15 protein-coding genes are annotated in these 15764 nt (G+C 71.1%); 8 read left to right on the top strand and 7 right to left on the bottom strand.

From position 1 onward, the window contains the following. Positions 1-18: 18 nt before the first annotated feature. Genes JOD64_RS23980 through JOD64_RS23970 form a run of 3 tightly spaced genes read left to right on the top strand, consistent with a single transcriptional unit; the run spans position 19 to position 2525 of the window. Positions 19-753, top strand: coding sequence for a cytidylyltransferase domain-containing protein (locus JOD64_RS23980; RefSeq protein WP_204946218.1), 735 nt, complete (start codon positions 19-21; stop codon positions 751-753). Further along, on the top strand, positions 750-1835 hold the full coding sequence (locus tag JOD64_RS23975; RefSeq protein WP_204946217.1) for a PseG/SpsG family protein: 1086 nt from the start codon (positions 750-752) through the stop codon (positions 1833-1835). Before JOD64_RS23980 ends, JOD64_RS23975 begins: the two co-directional genes overlap by 4 nt. Before the next feature lie 54 nt (positions 1836-1889). Then, on the top strand, positions 1890-2525 hold the full coding sequence (locus JOD64_RS23970) for an alpha-ketoglutarate-dependent dioxygenase AlkB (protein ID WP_204944281.1): 636 nt from the start codon (positions 1890-1892) through the stop codon (positions 2523-2525). Positions 2526-2572: 47 nt separating this feature from the next. On the opposite strand, the gene JOD64_RS23965 is transcribed toward JOD64_RS23970, so the two are convergent. The 5 genes from JOD64_RS23965 to JOD64_RS23945 form a co-directional block, all read right to left on the bottom strand. Continuing rightward, positions 2573-3190 carry a response regulator gene (locus JOD64_RS23965; protein WP_239561618.1) on the bottom strand — a complete coding sequence of 206 codons (618 nt, stop codon included), beginning with the start codon at positions 3188-3190 and terminating at the stop codon, positions 2573-2575. 53 nt (positions 3191-3243) lie between these two features. Continuing rightward, positions 3244-4380, bottom strand: coding sequence for a sensor histidine kinase (locus JOD64_RS23960; protein ID WP_239559630.1), 1137 nt, complete (start codon positions 4378-4380; stop codon positions 3244-3246). Positions 4381-4449: 69 nt separating this feature from the next. Beyond that, complete coding sequence (locus JOD64_RS23955; RefSeq protein WP_204944278.1) at positions 4450-5040, bottom strand: hypothetical protein; 591 nt, start codon at positions 5038-5040, stop codon at positions 4450-4452. Between the two features lie 252 nt (positions 5041-5292). After that, positions 5293-7776 carry a DNA gyrase/topoisomerase IV subunit A gene (locus tag JOD64_RS23950; protein WP_204944277.1) on the bottom strand — a complete coding sequence of 828 codons (2484 nt, stop codon included), beginning with the start codon at positions 7774-7776 and terminating at the stop codon, positions 5293-5295. Positions 7777-7808: 32 nt separating this feature from the next. Then, positions 7809-9866: a DNA topoisomerase IV subunit B gene (locus JOD64_RS23945; RefSeq protein ID WP_239559629.1), complete on the bottom strand. Its 2058-nt coding sequence runs from the start codon at positions 9864-9866 to the stop codon at positions 7809-7811. 212 nt (positions 9867-10078) lie between these two features. Between JOD64_RS23945 and JOD64_RS23940 the strand changes: the two genes are divergently transcribed. From JOD64_RS23940 to JOD64_RS23930, 3 genes are all read left to right on the top strand, one after another. Next, the gene (locus tag JOD64_RS23940) at positions 10079-10918 is read left to right on the top strand and encodes a hypothetical protein (RefSeq protein ID WP_204944276.1); all 840 of its coding nucleotides are present in this window, start codon (positions 10079-10081) and stop codon (positions 10916-10918) included. A 127-nt stretch (positions 10919-11045) separates the two neighbouring features. After that, a complete protein-coding gene (locus JOD64_RS23935) occupies positions 11046-12302 on the top strand; it encodes an SGNH/GDSL hydrolase family protein (RefSeq protein ID WP_204944275.1) in 1257 nt (418 codons plus the stop codon). 101 nt (positions 12303-12403) lie between these two features. After that, positions 12404-13264, top strand: a complete 861-nt coding sequence (locus JOD64_RS23930; protein WP_204944273.1) for an alpha/beta hydrolase family protein — start codon at positions 12404-12406, stop codon at positions 13262-13264. Positions 13265-13274: 10 nt separating this feature from the next. On the opposite strand, the gene JOD64_RS23925 is transcribed toward JOD64_RS23930, so the two are convergent. Beyond that, positions 13275-13445: a hypothetical protein gene (locus JOD64_RS23925; protein WP_204944272.1), complete on the bottom strand. Its 171-nt coding sequence runs from the start codon at positions 13443-13445 to the stop codon at positions 13275-13277. Positions 13446-13641: 196 nt separating this feature from the next. On the opposite strand from JOD64_RS23925, the gene JOD64_RS23920 reads away from it, so the two are divergent. Continuing rightward, complete coding sequence (locus tag JOD64_RS23920) at positions 13642-14271, top strand: hypothetical protein (protein WP_204944271.1); 630 nt, start codon at positions 13642-13644, stop codon at positions 14269-14271. 177 nt (positions 14272-14448) lie between these two features. Beyond that, positions 14449-14820 carry a hypothetical protein gene (locus tag JOD64_RS23915; protein WP_204944269.1) on the top strand — a complete coding sequence of 124 codons (372 nt, stop codon included), beginning with the start codon at positions 14449-14451 and terminating at the stop codon, positions 14818-14820. A gap of 13 nt (positions 14821-14833) precedes the next feature. Here JOD64_RS23915 and JOD64_RS23910 read toward each other — a convergent pair whose 3' ends face one another. Further along, entirely contained in the window at positions 14834-15751 is a 918-nt protein-coding gene (locus tag JOD64_RS23910) for a DUF72 domain-containing protein (protein WP_204944268.1), read from the bottom strand. Between the last annotated feature and the right edge of the window lie 13 nt (positions 15752-15764).

Here is a 15764-nt window from a genome sequence, read left to right as displayed (position 1 = left end):
TCGGCCCCGACGGACGGCGTGGGTCCACGGATCGTCGGCATCGTGCAGGCCCGGATGGGTTCGTCCCGGCTGCCCGGCAAGGTCCTCCGCCCGCTCGCCGGGCGTTCCGTGCTGGGCCGAGTGGTGCGCGCCGCCCGCGACAGCGGTGTCCTGGCCGACCTGGTGGTCGCCACCAGCACGGACGCGCTCGACGACGCCGTGGTGGCCGAGTGCGAGCGGCTGGGCGTCCCGTGCCACCGCGGGCCCGTCGACGACGTACTCGATCGGTTCGTGCGTGCCCTCGCGGCGCACCCCGGAGACGCGGTCATGCGGTTCACCGCCGACTGCCCGCTGCTCGACCCGGAGATCATCACCCTGGTCGCGTCGGTGTACCGGGCGGTCCCCGGGCTGGACTACGCGAGCACGTCGATCGCCCGCACCCTGCCCCGAGGGCTGGACGTCGAGATCATCCGAGCGGAGACGCTGCGCACCCTGGGCCGGCTCGCCACCGACCACCACCGGGTGCACGTGACCTCGTACGCGTACACCCACCCGGAGCTGTTCCGGGTGCTCGGTGTGACGCTCACCCCGGACCGCTCCGGGCTGCGGTTGACCCTCGACACCGAGCAGGACTGGGCGCTGGTCAGCGCCGTCATCGACCACTTCGGGGACGTCAACGTGCCACTGGCCAAACTCGCCGACTGGCTCCACGGGCAGCCCCGACTGCGCGCGCTCAACGCCGACGTACGTCAGAAGCAGCTGGAGGAGTCCTGAGCACCCTCCGAGTCGGGTTGCGTTGCGACGCCGGACCACAGCGCGGCGTCGGCCATCTCGTCCGCTGCCTCGCGCTCGCCGAGGAGTTCCTCGCACGGGGAGCCCACGTCGCCGTGTTCGGCACCGTCGAACGGCTCCCCTGGGCCACCGCGGAACTCGCCAGCCGGGGCATTCCCCTGCACCCCGGCCCGGACACGCCGGCCGAGCTGGTCGAGGCAGCCCACCGACACGAACTGGACGTGCTGGTCCTCGACTCCTACGAGCTGGACCCCGCCGGCGCGGGCGCCCTACGCGCCGCCGGTGTGTTCACCCTCGCCGTGATCGACGGAGACAGCCGGGGCCAGGTCGCCGACCTCTACCTCGACCAGAACTTCGGAGCGGAGCTGCCGGGGCTGCGTTCCGCAGCGGAGCTGCCGGGGCTGCCCGGACGGCTGCTCGCCGGCAGCGGGTACGCCCTGCTGCGGGACTCCGTGATCACCGCCCGCCCGCCGGTCCCCCCGCCCGCCATGACGGTCAGCCGACCCCGGGTGCTGTCGTTCTTCGGCGGCACCGACGCGGTCGGTGCGGCGCCGGTCCTGACCCGTGTGCTGGTGGCCACCGGCCATCCGATGGACCTCACGGTCATCGTCGGTCGACCCGAGATCGAGGCGGAGGTCGAGGACGTCGCCCCCGGCCGCGGGCAGATCATCCGGCCGATCCCGCCCACCAGCTCGCTGCCGACACTGATCACCGAAGCCGACCTGGTGGTCAGCGCCGCCGGCACGTCGACCTGGGAACTCTGCTGCCTCGGCGCACCCGCCGCGCTGGTCTGCGTGGTCGACAACCAACGTGAGTCGTACACCCGGGTGGTGCGCCACGGACTGGCCGCGGCCCTCGGCGAGTTGCCGGAGCTGACCGCGGCCGGGGTCGCCGGACGAGCCGCCCGGGCGACGGCGGCGCGGACCCTGCACGGGCTGCTCAGCTCGCCGCCGCGTCGCGCGGCGCTCGCCGCACGGGCCTGGTCCACCGTTGACGGGCAGGGCCGGGCACGGGTGGTGGACGCGGTGCTCACCGCCGTCCACGCCGCCACCGACACCGACTGACCGCAGGGATCCGCTCCTAGCACGGGTGTACGAAAGTGCTGCTAGGGTGGCCGTATGACGCAGGCCGCCTACCAGCCGTCGATGCTCGACCTGGCCGACGCCGGGCCGACCCTGGGGCCACTGCCCGGCCTGATCCGCCGGCACCAGCTCAGCCGCAACGCCTGGGTCGACCACCTTCCCGGCTGGGTGCACGGCTCCGACACGATCCTCGACACCCTGCTCACCGAGGTGCCCTGGCGTGCCGAACGGCGCACCATGTATGACACCGAGGTCGACGTGCCCCGCCTGCTCTGCTGGTACGACGGCGAGGCCCGACTGCCCCACCCGGTGCTCACCGAGGCACGGGCCGCACTGACCCGGCACTACGCGCCCGAGCTGGGCGAGGCCTTCGTCACCGCCGGCATGTGCCTCTACCGCTCCGGCCGGGACAGCGTCGCCTGGCACGGCGACACCATCGGCCGCTCCGCACACACCGACACCATCGTCGCGATCGTCTCCTTCGGAGCACCCCGACCGCTGCTGCTACGCCCGCGCGGCGGTGGCGACAGCCTGCGCTTCCCGGTGGGCCACGGCGACCTGATCGTGATGGGCGGCTCGTGCCAACGCACCTGGGAGCACGCCATCCCGAAAACCACCCGCCCGGTGGGCCCCCGAGTAAGCGTCCAGTTCCGCCCACACAACGTCGCGTAACCCCACACCCCCATCCGCTCGCCAGGGAGCAGAGCCGGGGAGGGGGTTCAGTTTTCGCCGGCTGTGATCAGGCCGGTCTCGTAGGCGCAGATCACTGCCTGGGCGCGGTCTCGGAGGCCGAGTTTGGTCAGCACGTTGCTGACGTGGGTCTTCACGGTGTGCTCGCTGACCACCAGGGTCTGGGCGATCTCCGCGTTGGACAGACCTCGGCCCAGCAGGTGCAGGGTTTCCCGTTCGCGGGTGGTGAGCACGCCGAGGCGGGCGTCCGAACCGCCGGCCGACCGGGTCGCACCAGGGCGGTGGCGACCGGTGATGTCGGCGATGATCTGCCGGGTGACCGAGGGGGCGAGCAGCGAATCGCCGGCGGCCACCACCCGGACGGCGTGGACGAGGTCTTCACGGCGCACGTCCTTGAGCAGGAAGCCACTGGCACCGGCGTAGAGCGCCTCGTAGATGTAGTCGTCCTGGTCGAAGGTGGTGAGCATGATGACTCGGCTGCCGGCGTCCGCACAGATGCGCCGGGCGGCCTCGATGCCGTCCATCGTCGGCATCCGGATATCCAGGAGCGCCACGTCCGGCCGGTGTTCCCGAACGGCGGCCACGGCCGCCTCGCCGTCACCGACTTCGGCGAGGACGGTGATGTCCGGTTGGGCGTCAAGGATCATGGCGAATCCGCTGCGGACGAGTTCCTGGTCGTCTGCGATCACCACCCGAATCGTCACGCCGGGAAGGGTAGCCGAACCTCGACGGTGAACCCGCGCCCACCGACGTCGGGCCCAGTTCTCGCCGTACCTCCGCAGGCGATCGCCCGTTCCCGGATGCCGACGAGGCCGTGTCCGCCGCCCGGGCCTCCGGTCCCGGCGCCGTCGTTGGTGACGGTGATCGTGAGGGCTGCGGGTGACCAGCCGAGGTGGACGTCGACAGTGCTGGCCGCCGCATGCTTGACGGCGTTGGTCAGGGCCTCCTGCACGATGCGGTACGCCGCCAGTTCCACGTCGGCCGACACCGGGCGTTGCTCACCGGTCACCCGCAGGCTGGCCGCCGGGACTCCGTCGACCAGCGGCCGGAGTTGGGCCAGGGTGGGCTGCGGACTGCGGGGCCCGGCCTCCGCGCGCAGCAGGCCGAGCATTCCGCGCAGTTGCACCATGGCGTCGCGGCCGGCGGCGGCGATCGCGTCGAACGCCGCCTCGGCCCGGTGCGGGGCCGTACGCACCGCTACCGGCCCGGCTTCGGCCTGCACGATCATGAGGCTCACCGCGTGGGACAACACGTCGTGCATCTCCCGGGCGATCCGGGCCCGCTCGCGTACGGCGGCCCGATCGGCCTCGAACTCACGCTCACGCTCAGCCCGAAGCGCCCGGTCCTCCAGGGTGGTCGCGCGCTCCTGACGAGCATGGCTGAGTCGACCCAGGACGTACGCGGTGAAGAAGACCAAGAAGGTGTAGAAGTATTCACTGATGCGGTTGGTGTTGAACGCCACCCCAGCCGCCACGCCCGGGAAGGTGGCGGCGAGTGCGCCCCAACGCTGCCGGCGACCTCCCAGTGCGGCGACCGTGTAGAGCGCGACCAGCCCGCCGTACGCGAGGGGTTGCCCTGGCGCGTCCACAGCCTTGCCCGCGATCGTGGCCAGTGCGACCACCACCAACACGGTGAACGGCACCCGCCTGCGCCAGATCAGCGGGATCGCCGTACCCGCGGTGAGCAGGTATGCCAGCAGCCCCGGTGCGCCGCCCGGCCGGGGGAGCACGAACGGCAGCGACACCGCGACGAGGACGAACACGGCGATCGCCGCATCCACCACGTACGGATTGGTGGTGCGCACGAAGCGGGCGAACGACATCGCGACAGTGTGCATGATCTCTGACCCTCCTCCCCACGGGCAGCCGATCCCCCGGCCCCGGGGGATCGGTTCGGGACTCGCCGCTCAGGCGAGGGCGGGCACCGGGTTCGCCGGGTTGGCGGCGGTGGTGCGGCGGGCCAGCGGAAGGAAGGAGACCAGCAGCAGGACCGAGCCCAACGGAATCAGGTCCTTGTCGATGAACGGCGTGGCAAGGTCGGCCAGTACCAGGATCGGCGTCCACACCTTGACCCGGCGCTGCACCGCGAGCAGGACGACCAACGCGAGCTGACCGAGGTAGAAGGCGTAGGGCCCGAAGTCGTAGGCCAGCTGCGAGATTCCCGGCAGGGTGCGTACCTGGTGAATGGTCATGCTCATGCCGTAGTTGTCGGTGGCCAGAAGGCCTGCTACCAGGTCGATCGAGAACTGGGTGATCAGCGCCAGCGCACCGAAGGTGCCGGCCGTGGCGAACACCGTCGCCAGCACCCGGCCGCCAGTCATGCGGCGCATCTGCCAGAACACCGAGATGAACGCGACGAGCGCGCCGATGAACGCGAGGTGCCCGATGGTCCAGGCCGGGCCGGGACCACGCTCGCCGTCCAGTCCGTCGACGAGACGGATGATGCCATAGCTCATCACCAGGACGGGGGCGGCGATGAAGGCGGGGCGGAACTCCATTGTGGTGTCTCCTTGGGGTGCTTGCGCCGTGTGTTCGACGTGGTCAAGCCTCCCGTTTCGCCACCCCGATGGCATCGCGCGGCCGGGCGATCTTGCGGGCGCCCGCTACCTCCCCCGCACGCATGAGAGCCTCCCTCGCACGCATGAGTGCCAGCACCGCATCCCCGAGCCCGTAACCGACCATGCACCTGTCGCCAGGTACCGAGGTGTCCTGGCGGCAGGTGCATGATCGACGAGATCGACCTGGTGGGGTTAGTCGCGTTCGATGAGGTGGCCTACCACCGTTGGGCCGAGCATCACCGCGAAGCCGCTGCCGTCGCGGCGTGGGTCCGCCGCGGGCAGCTCCACCGGGTCACCGGTGCCGGTCGCGCCGACCGGGCGCGGACCCACCCAGGCGACGGCCACGTCCGTCTCACCCTTGAGGAAGCGGTGGGCGCGCACGCCGCCGGTGGCGCGGCCCTTCGCCGGGTACGACTTGAACGGCGTCACCTTGACCGTCGCTCCGGTGGAGGTGACCACCATCGGCTCGCCATGCCCCGGGTCGTCGGTACGCACCGCGCCGAAGAACGCCACCCGCGCTCCGGCCGGCAGGCTGATGCCGGCCATGCCGCCACCCTTGAGGCCCTGCGGACGGACCAGCGCCGCGGGGAAGCGCAGCAGCGACGCCTCCGAGGTGACGAAGGTCAGCGTCTCGTCGCCGTCGGTCAGCCAGGTCGCCCCGACCACCTCGTCGCCCGCACGCAGCCCGATCACCTCGAACTCGTCGGACCGCACCGGCCACTCCGGCGCGCAGATCTTCACCACGCCCTGCCGGGTGCCCAGCGCCAGCCCCGGTGAGCCCTCCGCCTGCCCACCCAGCGGGGCCAGGCCGACGACGGTCTCCCCCGCCTCCAACGGCACCAACTCGGCTGCGGACATACCGCCCCGCAGCGACACCGTGCCGGCCTGCTCGGGCAGCACCGGCAGCGGCAGGACGTCGACCTTGAAGGCCCGACCGGCACTGGTCAGCAACAGCACGCGACCACGGGCGGTGGAGTGCGCGATCGCGCGTACCGTGTCGTGCTTGACCCGGCCGTTGCGTCGGCGCCCCTCGGCGCTCTCCTCCGACTCGGCCGCGGTCCGGGCGACCAGCCCGGTCGCGGAGAGGATCACCTGGCACGGGTCGTCGGCGACCTCCAGCGGGCCGGCCGGCGCGGACGCGGCCAGCACCTCCTTGAGGTCGCCGTCGACCAGCGTCGTACGCCGTTCGGTGCTGAACTGCTTGACCACGGCCGCCAACTCGTCGGAGACCACCTTCTTGAGCACCCGCTCGTCGTCAAGGATCTTGCTCAGCTCGGCGATCTCCGTACGCAGCCGCTCCTGCTCGGTCTCCAGCTCGATCCGGTCGAACTTGGTCAACCGACGCAGCGGAGTGTCCAGAATGTAGGTGGCCTGGATGTCGGAGAGCCCGAAGCGGCTCATCAGCCCGTCCTTCGCGGCCTGCGCGTCATCGCTGCCCCGGATCAGCCGGACCACCTCGTCGATGTCCAGCAGGGCGATCAGCAGACCGTCGACCAGGTGCAGCCGCTCCTGACGCTTGCGCCGACGGTACGAGGTGCGCCGGGTGACCACCTCGTACCGGTGGGCCAGGAACACCTCCAGCAGCGCCTTCAAACCCAGGGTGCGCGGCTGCCCGTCGACCAGGACCAGGTTGTTGACGCCGAACGACTGCTCCAGCGGGGTCAGCCGGTAGAGGTCGGCGAGCAGCGCCTGCGGGTTGACGCCCACCTTGCACTCGATGACGAGTCGGGTGCCGCTCTCCCGGTCGGTGAGGTCCTTGACGTCGGCGATGCCGGTCAGCCGCTTGGTCTTGGTGACCTCGTTGGTGACCGCCGCGATGACCTTCTCCGCGCCGACGCCGTAGGGCAGCTCGACCACGGTGATGGCCTGGCGACCCCGACTGCCCTCGATCGGGCCGATCTCCACCTTGCCGCGCATCCGCACCACGCCGCGCCCCGTCTCGTACGCGCGACGCACCTCGTCCAGGCCCAGCAGCACACCACCGGTGGGCAGGTCGGGACCGGGAACGAACTCCATGAGCTTGTCCAGGCTGGCGTCCGGGTGGTTGATCAGCCAGCGAGCCGCCTGGACCACCTCGGCCAGGTTGTGCGGGATCATGTTGGTGGCCATGCCGACCGCGATCCCGGACGCGCCGTTGACCAGCAGGTTAGGGAAGGCCGCCGGCAGCACGGTCGGCTGGGTCAGCGACCCGTCGTAGTTGGGCTCGACGTCGACGGTATCCTCGCCCAGCTCACCGACGAGCAGCATGGCCTCGCGAGACATTCGTGCTTCCGTATATCGCGATGCTGCCGGTCCATCGTCTGGGGACCCGAAGTTTCCATGCCCGTCGATGAGTGGCACGTTGAGGGAGAAGTCCTGCGCGAGGCGGACCATGGCGTCGTAGATCGCCGTGTCGCCGTGCGGATGGTACTTACCCATCGTGTCGCCCACGATGCGCGCGGACTTCACGTGCCCGCGATCCGGGCGGTAGCCCTGCTCGTACATCGACCAGAGGATGCGCCGGTGCACCGGCTTGAGGCCGTCGCGGGCGTCCGGCAGGGCGCGGGAGTGGATGACCGAGAACGCGTACTCCAGATAGGAGTCGGAGACCTCGGTGACCAGCGGGTTGTCGAAGACCCGTGCGCCGGCCTGGTCGAACGAGGAGAGGTCGACCTTGTTTTCCTTGCGCCGTGCCATGACTCAGCTCTCCACTCGAACGAAACGGGCGCTCATGCGTCGATCGCTTCCCGGTCGACCCGGTCCGCGGAGTCGATGAGCCAGTTGCGGCGCGGCTCGACCTTTTCCCCCATCAGCAGTTCGAGGATCCGCTCGGCGGCGTCGACGTCGTCGAGGGTGATCCGACGGACGGCTCGGGTGGCGGGGTTCATCGTGGTGTCCCACAACTCGTCGGCGTCCATCTCACCGAGGCCCTTGAAGCGCGGAATGGGTGTGACGATCTGCTTGCCGGCCTTTTCCAGCTTGCGGACCGTCGTCTCCATCTCGGCCTGCGTGTAGGTGTAGACAATCTGCGGGTTGCGCCCCCTGGTGGTGATCTTGTGCAGGGGCGGCATCGCTGCATAGAGCCGGCCGGCCTCGATCAACGGGCGCATGTAGCGGGCGAAGAGGGTGATGAGCAGCGTCCGGATGTGGGCGCCGTCCACGTCGGCGTCGGCCATGATCAGCACGCGGCCATAACGCAGCGCGGCGAGGTCGAACGTACGCCCCGAGCCCGCCCCGAGGACCTGGACGATCGCGGCGCACTCGGCATTGTCCAGAACCTGCTGGAGGTTGGCCTTCTGCACGTTGAGGATCTTGCCCCGGATCGGCAGCAACGCCTGGTATTCGGAGGATCGAGCCATGCGGCTCGTGCCGAGCGCGCTGTCGCCCTCCACGATGAACAACTCGCTGCGGTCGATGCCGGTGGCTCGGCAGTCGACCAGCTTCGGCGGCATGGACGCGCCCTCCAGGGCGGTCTTGCGCCGGGCGGCGTCCTTCTGCTGCTTCTGGGTGAGCCGCACCCGTGCCGCGTCGACGATCTTTTGCAGGACGGTGCGGGCCTCGGCCTTGGTGCGCCGGTCCTCCAGCCAGGCCTTGATGTGGGCGTCGACCAGACCCTGGAGCACCTTGGTGATGCCGGGGGTGGAGAGCTCGTCCTTGGTCTGCGAGGTGAACTGCGGCTCGGGGATCCGCACGTGCACCACCGCGGTCATCCCCTCCAGGACGTCGTCCAGGGTGGGTGGCTCCTCCTTGGCCTTGAGCAGACCGCGGGTGTTGCGGACCGCGTCGGCGAGGGCGCGGACGAGGGCCCGCTCGAAGCCCTTGCGGTGGGTGCCGCCGTGCGCGTTGCGGATGGTGTTGGTGAAGCACTCGACGGTGCGCTCGTAGCCGGTGCCCCACCGGAACGCCACCTCGACCTCGGCGCGCCGTTGCACGTTGGACTGCATGACGCCGCTGGCGTCGGCGGCGTTCTCCCGGTAGGTGCCCTCCCCGTTGACCAGCAGGGTGCCGGAGACCGGGCGGTCGCCGGCCGGCGCGAGGAACTCCACCATGTCGCTGAGCCCGTTGGGGTAGTGGAACCGTTCCTCGGCGGGGGCCTCGCCGGTCAGATCACGCAGCAGGTAGGTCACGCCGGGGACCAGGAAGGCGGTGTTGCGCAGCTTCGTACGGACCGCGTCGATGTCGAGTGCGGCGCCGGTCTCGAAGTAGCGGGCGTCGTGCCACCAGCGGATCGAGGTGCCGGTGCGGTGGCCGCGCTTCATCGCCCCGATGACCTGCAGCCCGGGGCCGGCGGTGAAGGGCGCGTCCGGCCCGTCGCCGTCGAAGATGCCCGGGACGCCGTGCCGGAAGGACATCGCGTGCACCTTGCCGGCCCGACGGACGGTCACGTCGAACCGGTGGGACAGCGCGTTGACCGCCGAGGCGCCGACGCCGTGCAGGCCGCCGGAGGTCTTGTAACCGGAGCCGCCGAACTTGCCGCCGGCGTGCAGCCGGGTGAGCACCAGCTCGACGCCGGAGATGCCGGATTTGGCGTGCACGTCGGTGGGGATGCCCCGGCCGTCGTCGTCGACCTGCACCGAGCCGTCGGCGTGCAGTGTCACCTCGACGTTGCTGGCGTGACCGGCGACACCCTCGTCGGTGGAGTTGTCGAGGATCTCGTTGACGAGGTGACCCACGCCACGGCTGTCGGTGGAACCGATGTACATGCCGGGCCGCTTGCGGACAGCGTCCAGCCCCTCAAGGTGGGTGAGGTCATCGGCCCCGTACAGGGTGTCAGGCTCTGCGGTCAACTGGTCGTACTCCCCGGTCTCGGCGGTGTGCAGCCGGTCACCGGCGACATCATGCCGGCGTGGCGCGCCGCAGCGAGCCTAGCCCGAGGCTAGGACAACTCACTTCGCCCCCGCGCCGACCCGCCGCGCACGGGCCTGCGGACGTGAGCCAACAAACAGCCCACCGGTTATCACGGGACCACGCAAAGATACTTCCACAGCTACGCTGGCCCATGATCACGACGGGTCGGCGCACCGGCCGTGTGCCGCTGGCGCGCCGTGTTCCGTCGCGGGCCGATCCGGTGATCGGGCGGAGCGACCCGCGGGATCCGGGTACGACCGACCTTGCGGAGGCGATCGTGGTGGACGAGACGATGCGAACCCCCCTCCAGCGTGCCATCGGGACGCGTGCCCGGCGGTGGCTGCTCGCGGGCACCCTGCTGGCCGGGTTGCTCGTCGCGGTGGTGCTGGTCGCGGCGGCGGCTCCCGCCGACCGGACGTTCGCCGCACTCTCGGACACCGTGCAGAGCCTGATGTCGGTCGTGACGCCGCTCTTCGGCATCCTGCTGGTGCGCGACCTGCGGCGGGCGGGCGGCCCCGGCCCGGTGCTGCCCAGCGTGCTCGCGGTGGGGCTGCCGGCCGTCGTCATCGGCGTTGTCGGGGTGCTGATCTGCGCCGCGACGCTCGCCCTCACCCCTGCTGACGTCGCCGACGACCCGTGGCGCCACGCCGGGACGATCGCGGTGGGCAGTGTGCTGGTGCAGATCGTCGCCGGTCTGGTCGGCACCGGGCTGGGCCTGCTGCTGCGCTCGACGGTGGTCGCGTTCCTCGCCACGATCGTCCTGCCGTTGAGCCTCTTCGCGTTGCTGGGCGGCGTGGACGCCCTCCGTCCCGCCCAGGCGTGGCTCACTCCGTTCGGCAGCGTGCGCAACCTGCTCTCGGGGGACATGAGCGTGCTGCGCTGGGTGCAGTGGGTGTGCGTCCTGCTGATCTGGGGTGTCGGGCTGAACGCCGTCGGCGCGGCCGTGCTGAGCCGCCGTGACCAGGCGATCGGGTCCACTTCGGCGGGGTGAACCGCACGCCGACGCGTGCATGTCCTTCATCGAACGAATCTGTTACGGGCCATTGACGTCCGTCGTACAAGGGTGATGTGATCGCGCTCTCAGAGAATCTTTCATCTTTCGATGAATGGGAGCCCTCATGCCCAGGTTCCGGCGTACCGCGCTCGCCGCGGGACTAACGATCGCCATGGCCGCGCTGTCGACTGCCATCGCGCTGCCCGCACCCGCGTCGGCCGCGCTACCCACCGCGGCGGTGGCACTCGGGGACAGCTTCATCAGTGGCGAGGGCGCCGGGTCGTACACCCCGGTGGTCGACGTCAACGGCGTCGCCCAGGGCTTCCCCGGCTGGACCGCGCCGAACAACAACGCCTTCTTCTGCCACCGTTCGGCGAACGCCTCGCTCAACCAGGCCAACCTGCCGGGCATCCAGAACCGGTTCAACCTGGCCTGCTCCGGCGGCCAACCACACGACATCGCCAACGCCTCGCAGGCGCGCACCAACGGCCGCACCGTGGCCGCGCAGCTGGACCAGCTCCGCGCCGTCGCGCAGACCCAGGACATCGACCTGGTGTTGATCGGCCTGGGTTCCAACAACAGCTCGTTCACCTTTGGCAGCGTCGCGGAGAAGTGCGCCAACCGGTTCATCGCCGACGCCTGGACCGGCTGGTGGGAGTTCTGGGCGTACCTGAACGGCCCGGTCGAGCAGAAGCCGTGCACCGACGCCGACCTGGCCACCGCCGCACAGCTCAGCGCCGCGACCGCGGAGACGACCGCCGCCGTACGCCAGGTGCTGACCACCCTCGACCAGGTGGACGCGGACGGGCAGCACCGGGTGGTGTTCCAGGACTACACGAACCCGCTGCCGCTGGACCTGAACCCGCAGTTCCACGAGGAGGACAGCCGGGACGACACCCGGGACAAGTTCCGCGACCTGGGTGCCGAGCGGTACGCGGCCGGATGCCCGATCCACCGGGCCAGCCTGGCGCCCGGGCACCGCTTCTCGCAGGGTCTGGGCACCATCGTGAAGTCCACCCGGGACACCCTGGCCGCCGAGTTCCCCGCCGACGAGCTGGTGTACCTGAACGTGCAGCAGGCCTTCAACGGCGCCCGGCTCTGTGAGCAGACGAGCAGCCCGACGGGTGCGCTGGCCACGCCGATCCGGCTCCAGGACGGCGCGACCGGCACCTTCGTCATCAGCCTCGCCGGCAAGGACAAGATCGCCATCCAGCGGATCGCCAACACCTGCGTCAGCTACTTCCAGACCTGTCAGGAGTCGTGGCACCCGAACGCCACCGGGCACCAGGTGCTCGGCCAGTGCCTCGCCGGCGCCGCCGTCACCGCAGCCCGCGCGGTTTCCTGCGTCCGCGCCGGCAACGGGACGGTCTCCGTCTCCTGACCGCGTCACCACCCGGAGGCCCCGCCAACCGGCGGGGCCTCCGGCGCATCCGACCGGGCTGCGGCTACCCGACGGTAACGTCCGGGCCCTAGGCTGGGCCGGTGAGCGGGGATCCGGAGTACGCGCAGGAGTTCGTCGACGTCGACGGTGGTCGGCTGGGTGTGCAGGTCTATCCGGAGCCGACCGGAACCATGTGTGCGCCCGTGGTCGTGATCTGGCCCGCGATGGGTGTGCGGGCCCGCTACTACCGCCCCTTCGCCGCCGCGCTACGCGCCGCCGGGCTGGCCGTGGTCGTCGCCGACCTACGCGGCAACGGGGCGAGCACTCCGCCACCGAGCCGGGCCGACCGTTACGGCTACGCCGAACTGGCCGAGGACGTCGGCGCCGTCCTGGCCGCGCTCAAGCCCCGACTGGACGGACGCACCCGAGTGCTGCTCGGGCACTCGCTCGGCGGTCAGGCCGCGCTGCTGCACCTCGCCCTGCACGGCGGCGAGGTGGACGGGCTGGCGCTGGTCGCGGTCGGCATCCCCTACTGGCGAAACTATCCGGGCCGTAGTGGCCTCAGCGTGCTGCCGTACACCCAGGGCATCGCCGCCACCGCGGCGCTGCTCGGGGTCTGGCCGGGCTGGGGCTTCGGCGGCCGGCAGGCGCGCGGCGTCATCCGCGACTGGGCGTACACCGCGCGGACCGGCCGCTTCCCCCGCCTCAACGGCACGGACACCGAGGCGGCGGTCCGCGCGGTGCGGACACCGGCGTTGGCGGTCAGTGTGGACGACGACCAGTACACCCCGCACGAGACGATGGACGCCCTCTGCGCGAAGCTCACCTCGGCCCCGCTCACCCGGGAGCGCTACACAGTTGCCCAGGCCGGAGCCGCGCTGGACCACTTCACGTGGGTCCGCGCGAGCACCCCGCTGGCGCGGCGGATCGCCCGTTTCGCGGACGACCTGCCGCCCCGCTGAGCCGTACCGCTCACTCGTCCTGGTCCAGCGGCACCAGTTCGCCGTCGCGCTCCACCTGGATCTCCGCGTGATCCTTGCGCGGCGCGGCCCCCCCGGTGCTCTTGTGTGGGTCGTTGTCCGGGTGCATGAGCACCGCGTCCGTCTTGGGGGTCTTTTCCCGACTCTCGTCCGGCTGCGACATCCCGTTCCCCTCTCCGTCAGCGTCGCTCGGGATCTACCCGCCACCGCGCGGACGACTCCTGTCGGCGGTGCTGCGGCCCCACGAGAACCGAGTGTCCCCCTCGTGCCGGTGCGGGGCTGATCGGCTGGAGGGCGACGGGGTTAGCCGCCCGGGCGGCGGGTAAGCCGCAGCGCCCAACACGGCGGAAGGGGATCACATGTCCGAACGGCATACCGCACTGCGCTCGATGCACGACCTGGGCCTCGCGGCCTGGTTCGGGGGCTCCCTCATGGGTGCCTTCGGCGTCAACGGCGCAGCGGGAAAAGTCAGCGATTCGACCCAGCGGCTCTCGGTCGCGTCGGCCGGGTGGTCCAGGTGGACCCCGGTCAACGCCGCCGCGATCGGCGCGCACCTGGCCGGGGCGGTCGGCGAGCTGGTGACGGAGAGCCCGCGCGTGGCCGCCCAGTCCGGGGTCGGCCGTACCAGCGCCATCAAGACGGCGTTGACGATCGGCGCGCTCGCCGTGACCGGCTACAGCCGGTTGATCGGCATGCGCCTGGAGAAGGCCGGTGCCTCACCGGTCAGCGGCACCACCGAGCCGAACCACCAGACGCCGGCCAGCGTGGCCTCCTCGCAGCGGCAGATGAAGCTGCTCCAGTGGGCCATCCCGGCGCTCACCGGGACCCTGGTCGTGGTCACCGCGTACATGGGTGAGCAGCAGAAGCCCGGGCAGGTGTTCAAGGGCATCCTCGGCCGAGGCGGCGGGATGAAGGGCGCCACGAAGAGCATGATCAAGATGCCCGGTATGAGCAATGGCAAGCGGCCGATGGCGATGGCCGGGCGTTGAGGCGTCGGGCCGGCCGGCGTCCCGCCGCCACCTCGACGGCGGGGCGCTGGCCGGCCCTACGCGCGCTCAACGGAATGACGGACGACGCGTGTCGTGCGTTGAGATCCGGTTGGGCAGGCACGGCCCGAGGACGGCACGGCGTCCGCCGGTAGCGGCGGACCGACGAGCGGGGTGGCCATGACGGCGCACAAAGGACGCGGCGGGGACAACGACCCGCTGGAGCCGGAAGCAACCAAACCGTGGGGCACCAGCGACGGCGTCGACGCCGACGCCCCCTGGGGCACCGACGAGGACTCGCCGATGGACGAGGGCAGCGAGCCGACCGCGGTACCCGAGGGACGCCGCGGGGAGCGACGCGCGGGCGCCCCGGCCGGCCGGTCAGACCCGGCCGGACGGCATGGCTTCGGCTCGGTGGAGCCGACCCGTACGACGATGGCGGGACCGGGCGCCCCGCCGGATCCGGCGCCCAGCGGCCGGACCTTCCCGGACGACGCCGACATCGGCGATTCGACGCAGGACGCGTTGCGTAGCCGGGGCCGGCGCTCCTGAGCGGGCGCGACCGTCAGCCGGTCGACGTGGCCTGGGCCGGAACGGCCCGATCGGCGATCATCGTCTCGGTGAGCAGTTGCGCCAGACGGGTGGCGTCGCGTTGGGCCTGACCGGCACAGCAGTTGTTGAACAGCACGTGCAGGTCGTCGGCCGACCCGGCCAGCTCAGCCAGCACCCCGGCCCAGTGCCGAAGCTCGCCCTCGGCATACGCGTACCGGAACTTCTCCTGCTTGTCGCCGTCGCCCCAGGCGTCGCTGTGGCCGTGGAACCGGACGATCGCCGGCTCCGCCGTCATGGTCAGGATCGGTGGCACCGACGACGGGTGCCCCTGGGGCATGTCGACGCAGACCAGTGACAGGTCGTGCGCGCGCAACAGATCCAGAGTGTCCACCGCGGCCGAACCCTCGAACCACGAGCCGTGCCGCAGCTCCACGCCAACCCGCCACGGCCGGCACCGCTGTGCCAGTTCGGTGATCCGACGTTCGGCGGCAGCACCGCGTGCCAGCCACGGTGGGAACTGCAGCAGCACCGCACCCAGCTTGCCCGCCGCCGCGATCGGGTCGAGGGCCGCGCGGAACCGGTCCCACAGCTCGTCGTACGCCCGCTCCGGGAGGTCACGGCGGCGGATCCGGTTTGGGCCGGTGGCCGGGCGCAGGTCACGGGGTAGCGCGGCGACCGGCGTCGGATGGCCGGTGAAGAGACTGAACGCCTTGACGTCGAAGGTGAAGTCGTCCGGGGTGGCGTCGACCCAGCCCTGCGTGGTCTCCGGAACGGGGACTGCGTAGTAGGACGTGTCCACCTCGACCAGCGGGAACTGGCAGGCGTAGAAACCCAGCCGACGGGCCGGCGTGTTGGCCGAGCGCGGGTACCACCCGGAGCGCAGCAGCGACTGGTCCGCCCAGGACGACGTGCCCACCTTGATTACACCCATGTCATTCAGTGGA

Source organism: Micromonospora luteifusca (genome assembly GCF_016907275.1).
GTDB lineage: Bacteria > Actinomycetota > Actinomycetes > Mycobacteriales > Micromonosporaceae > Micromonospora > Micromonospora luteifusca.
The sequence above is the reverse complement of the archived record's forward strand: the minus strand, read 5'-3'. Positions and strand labels throughout refer to the sequence as shown.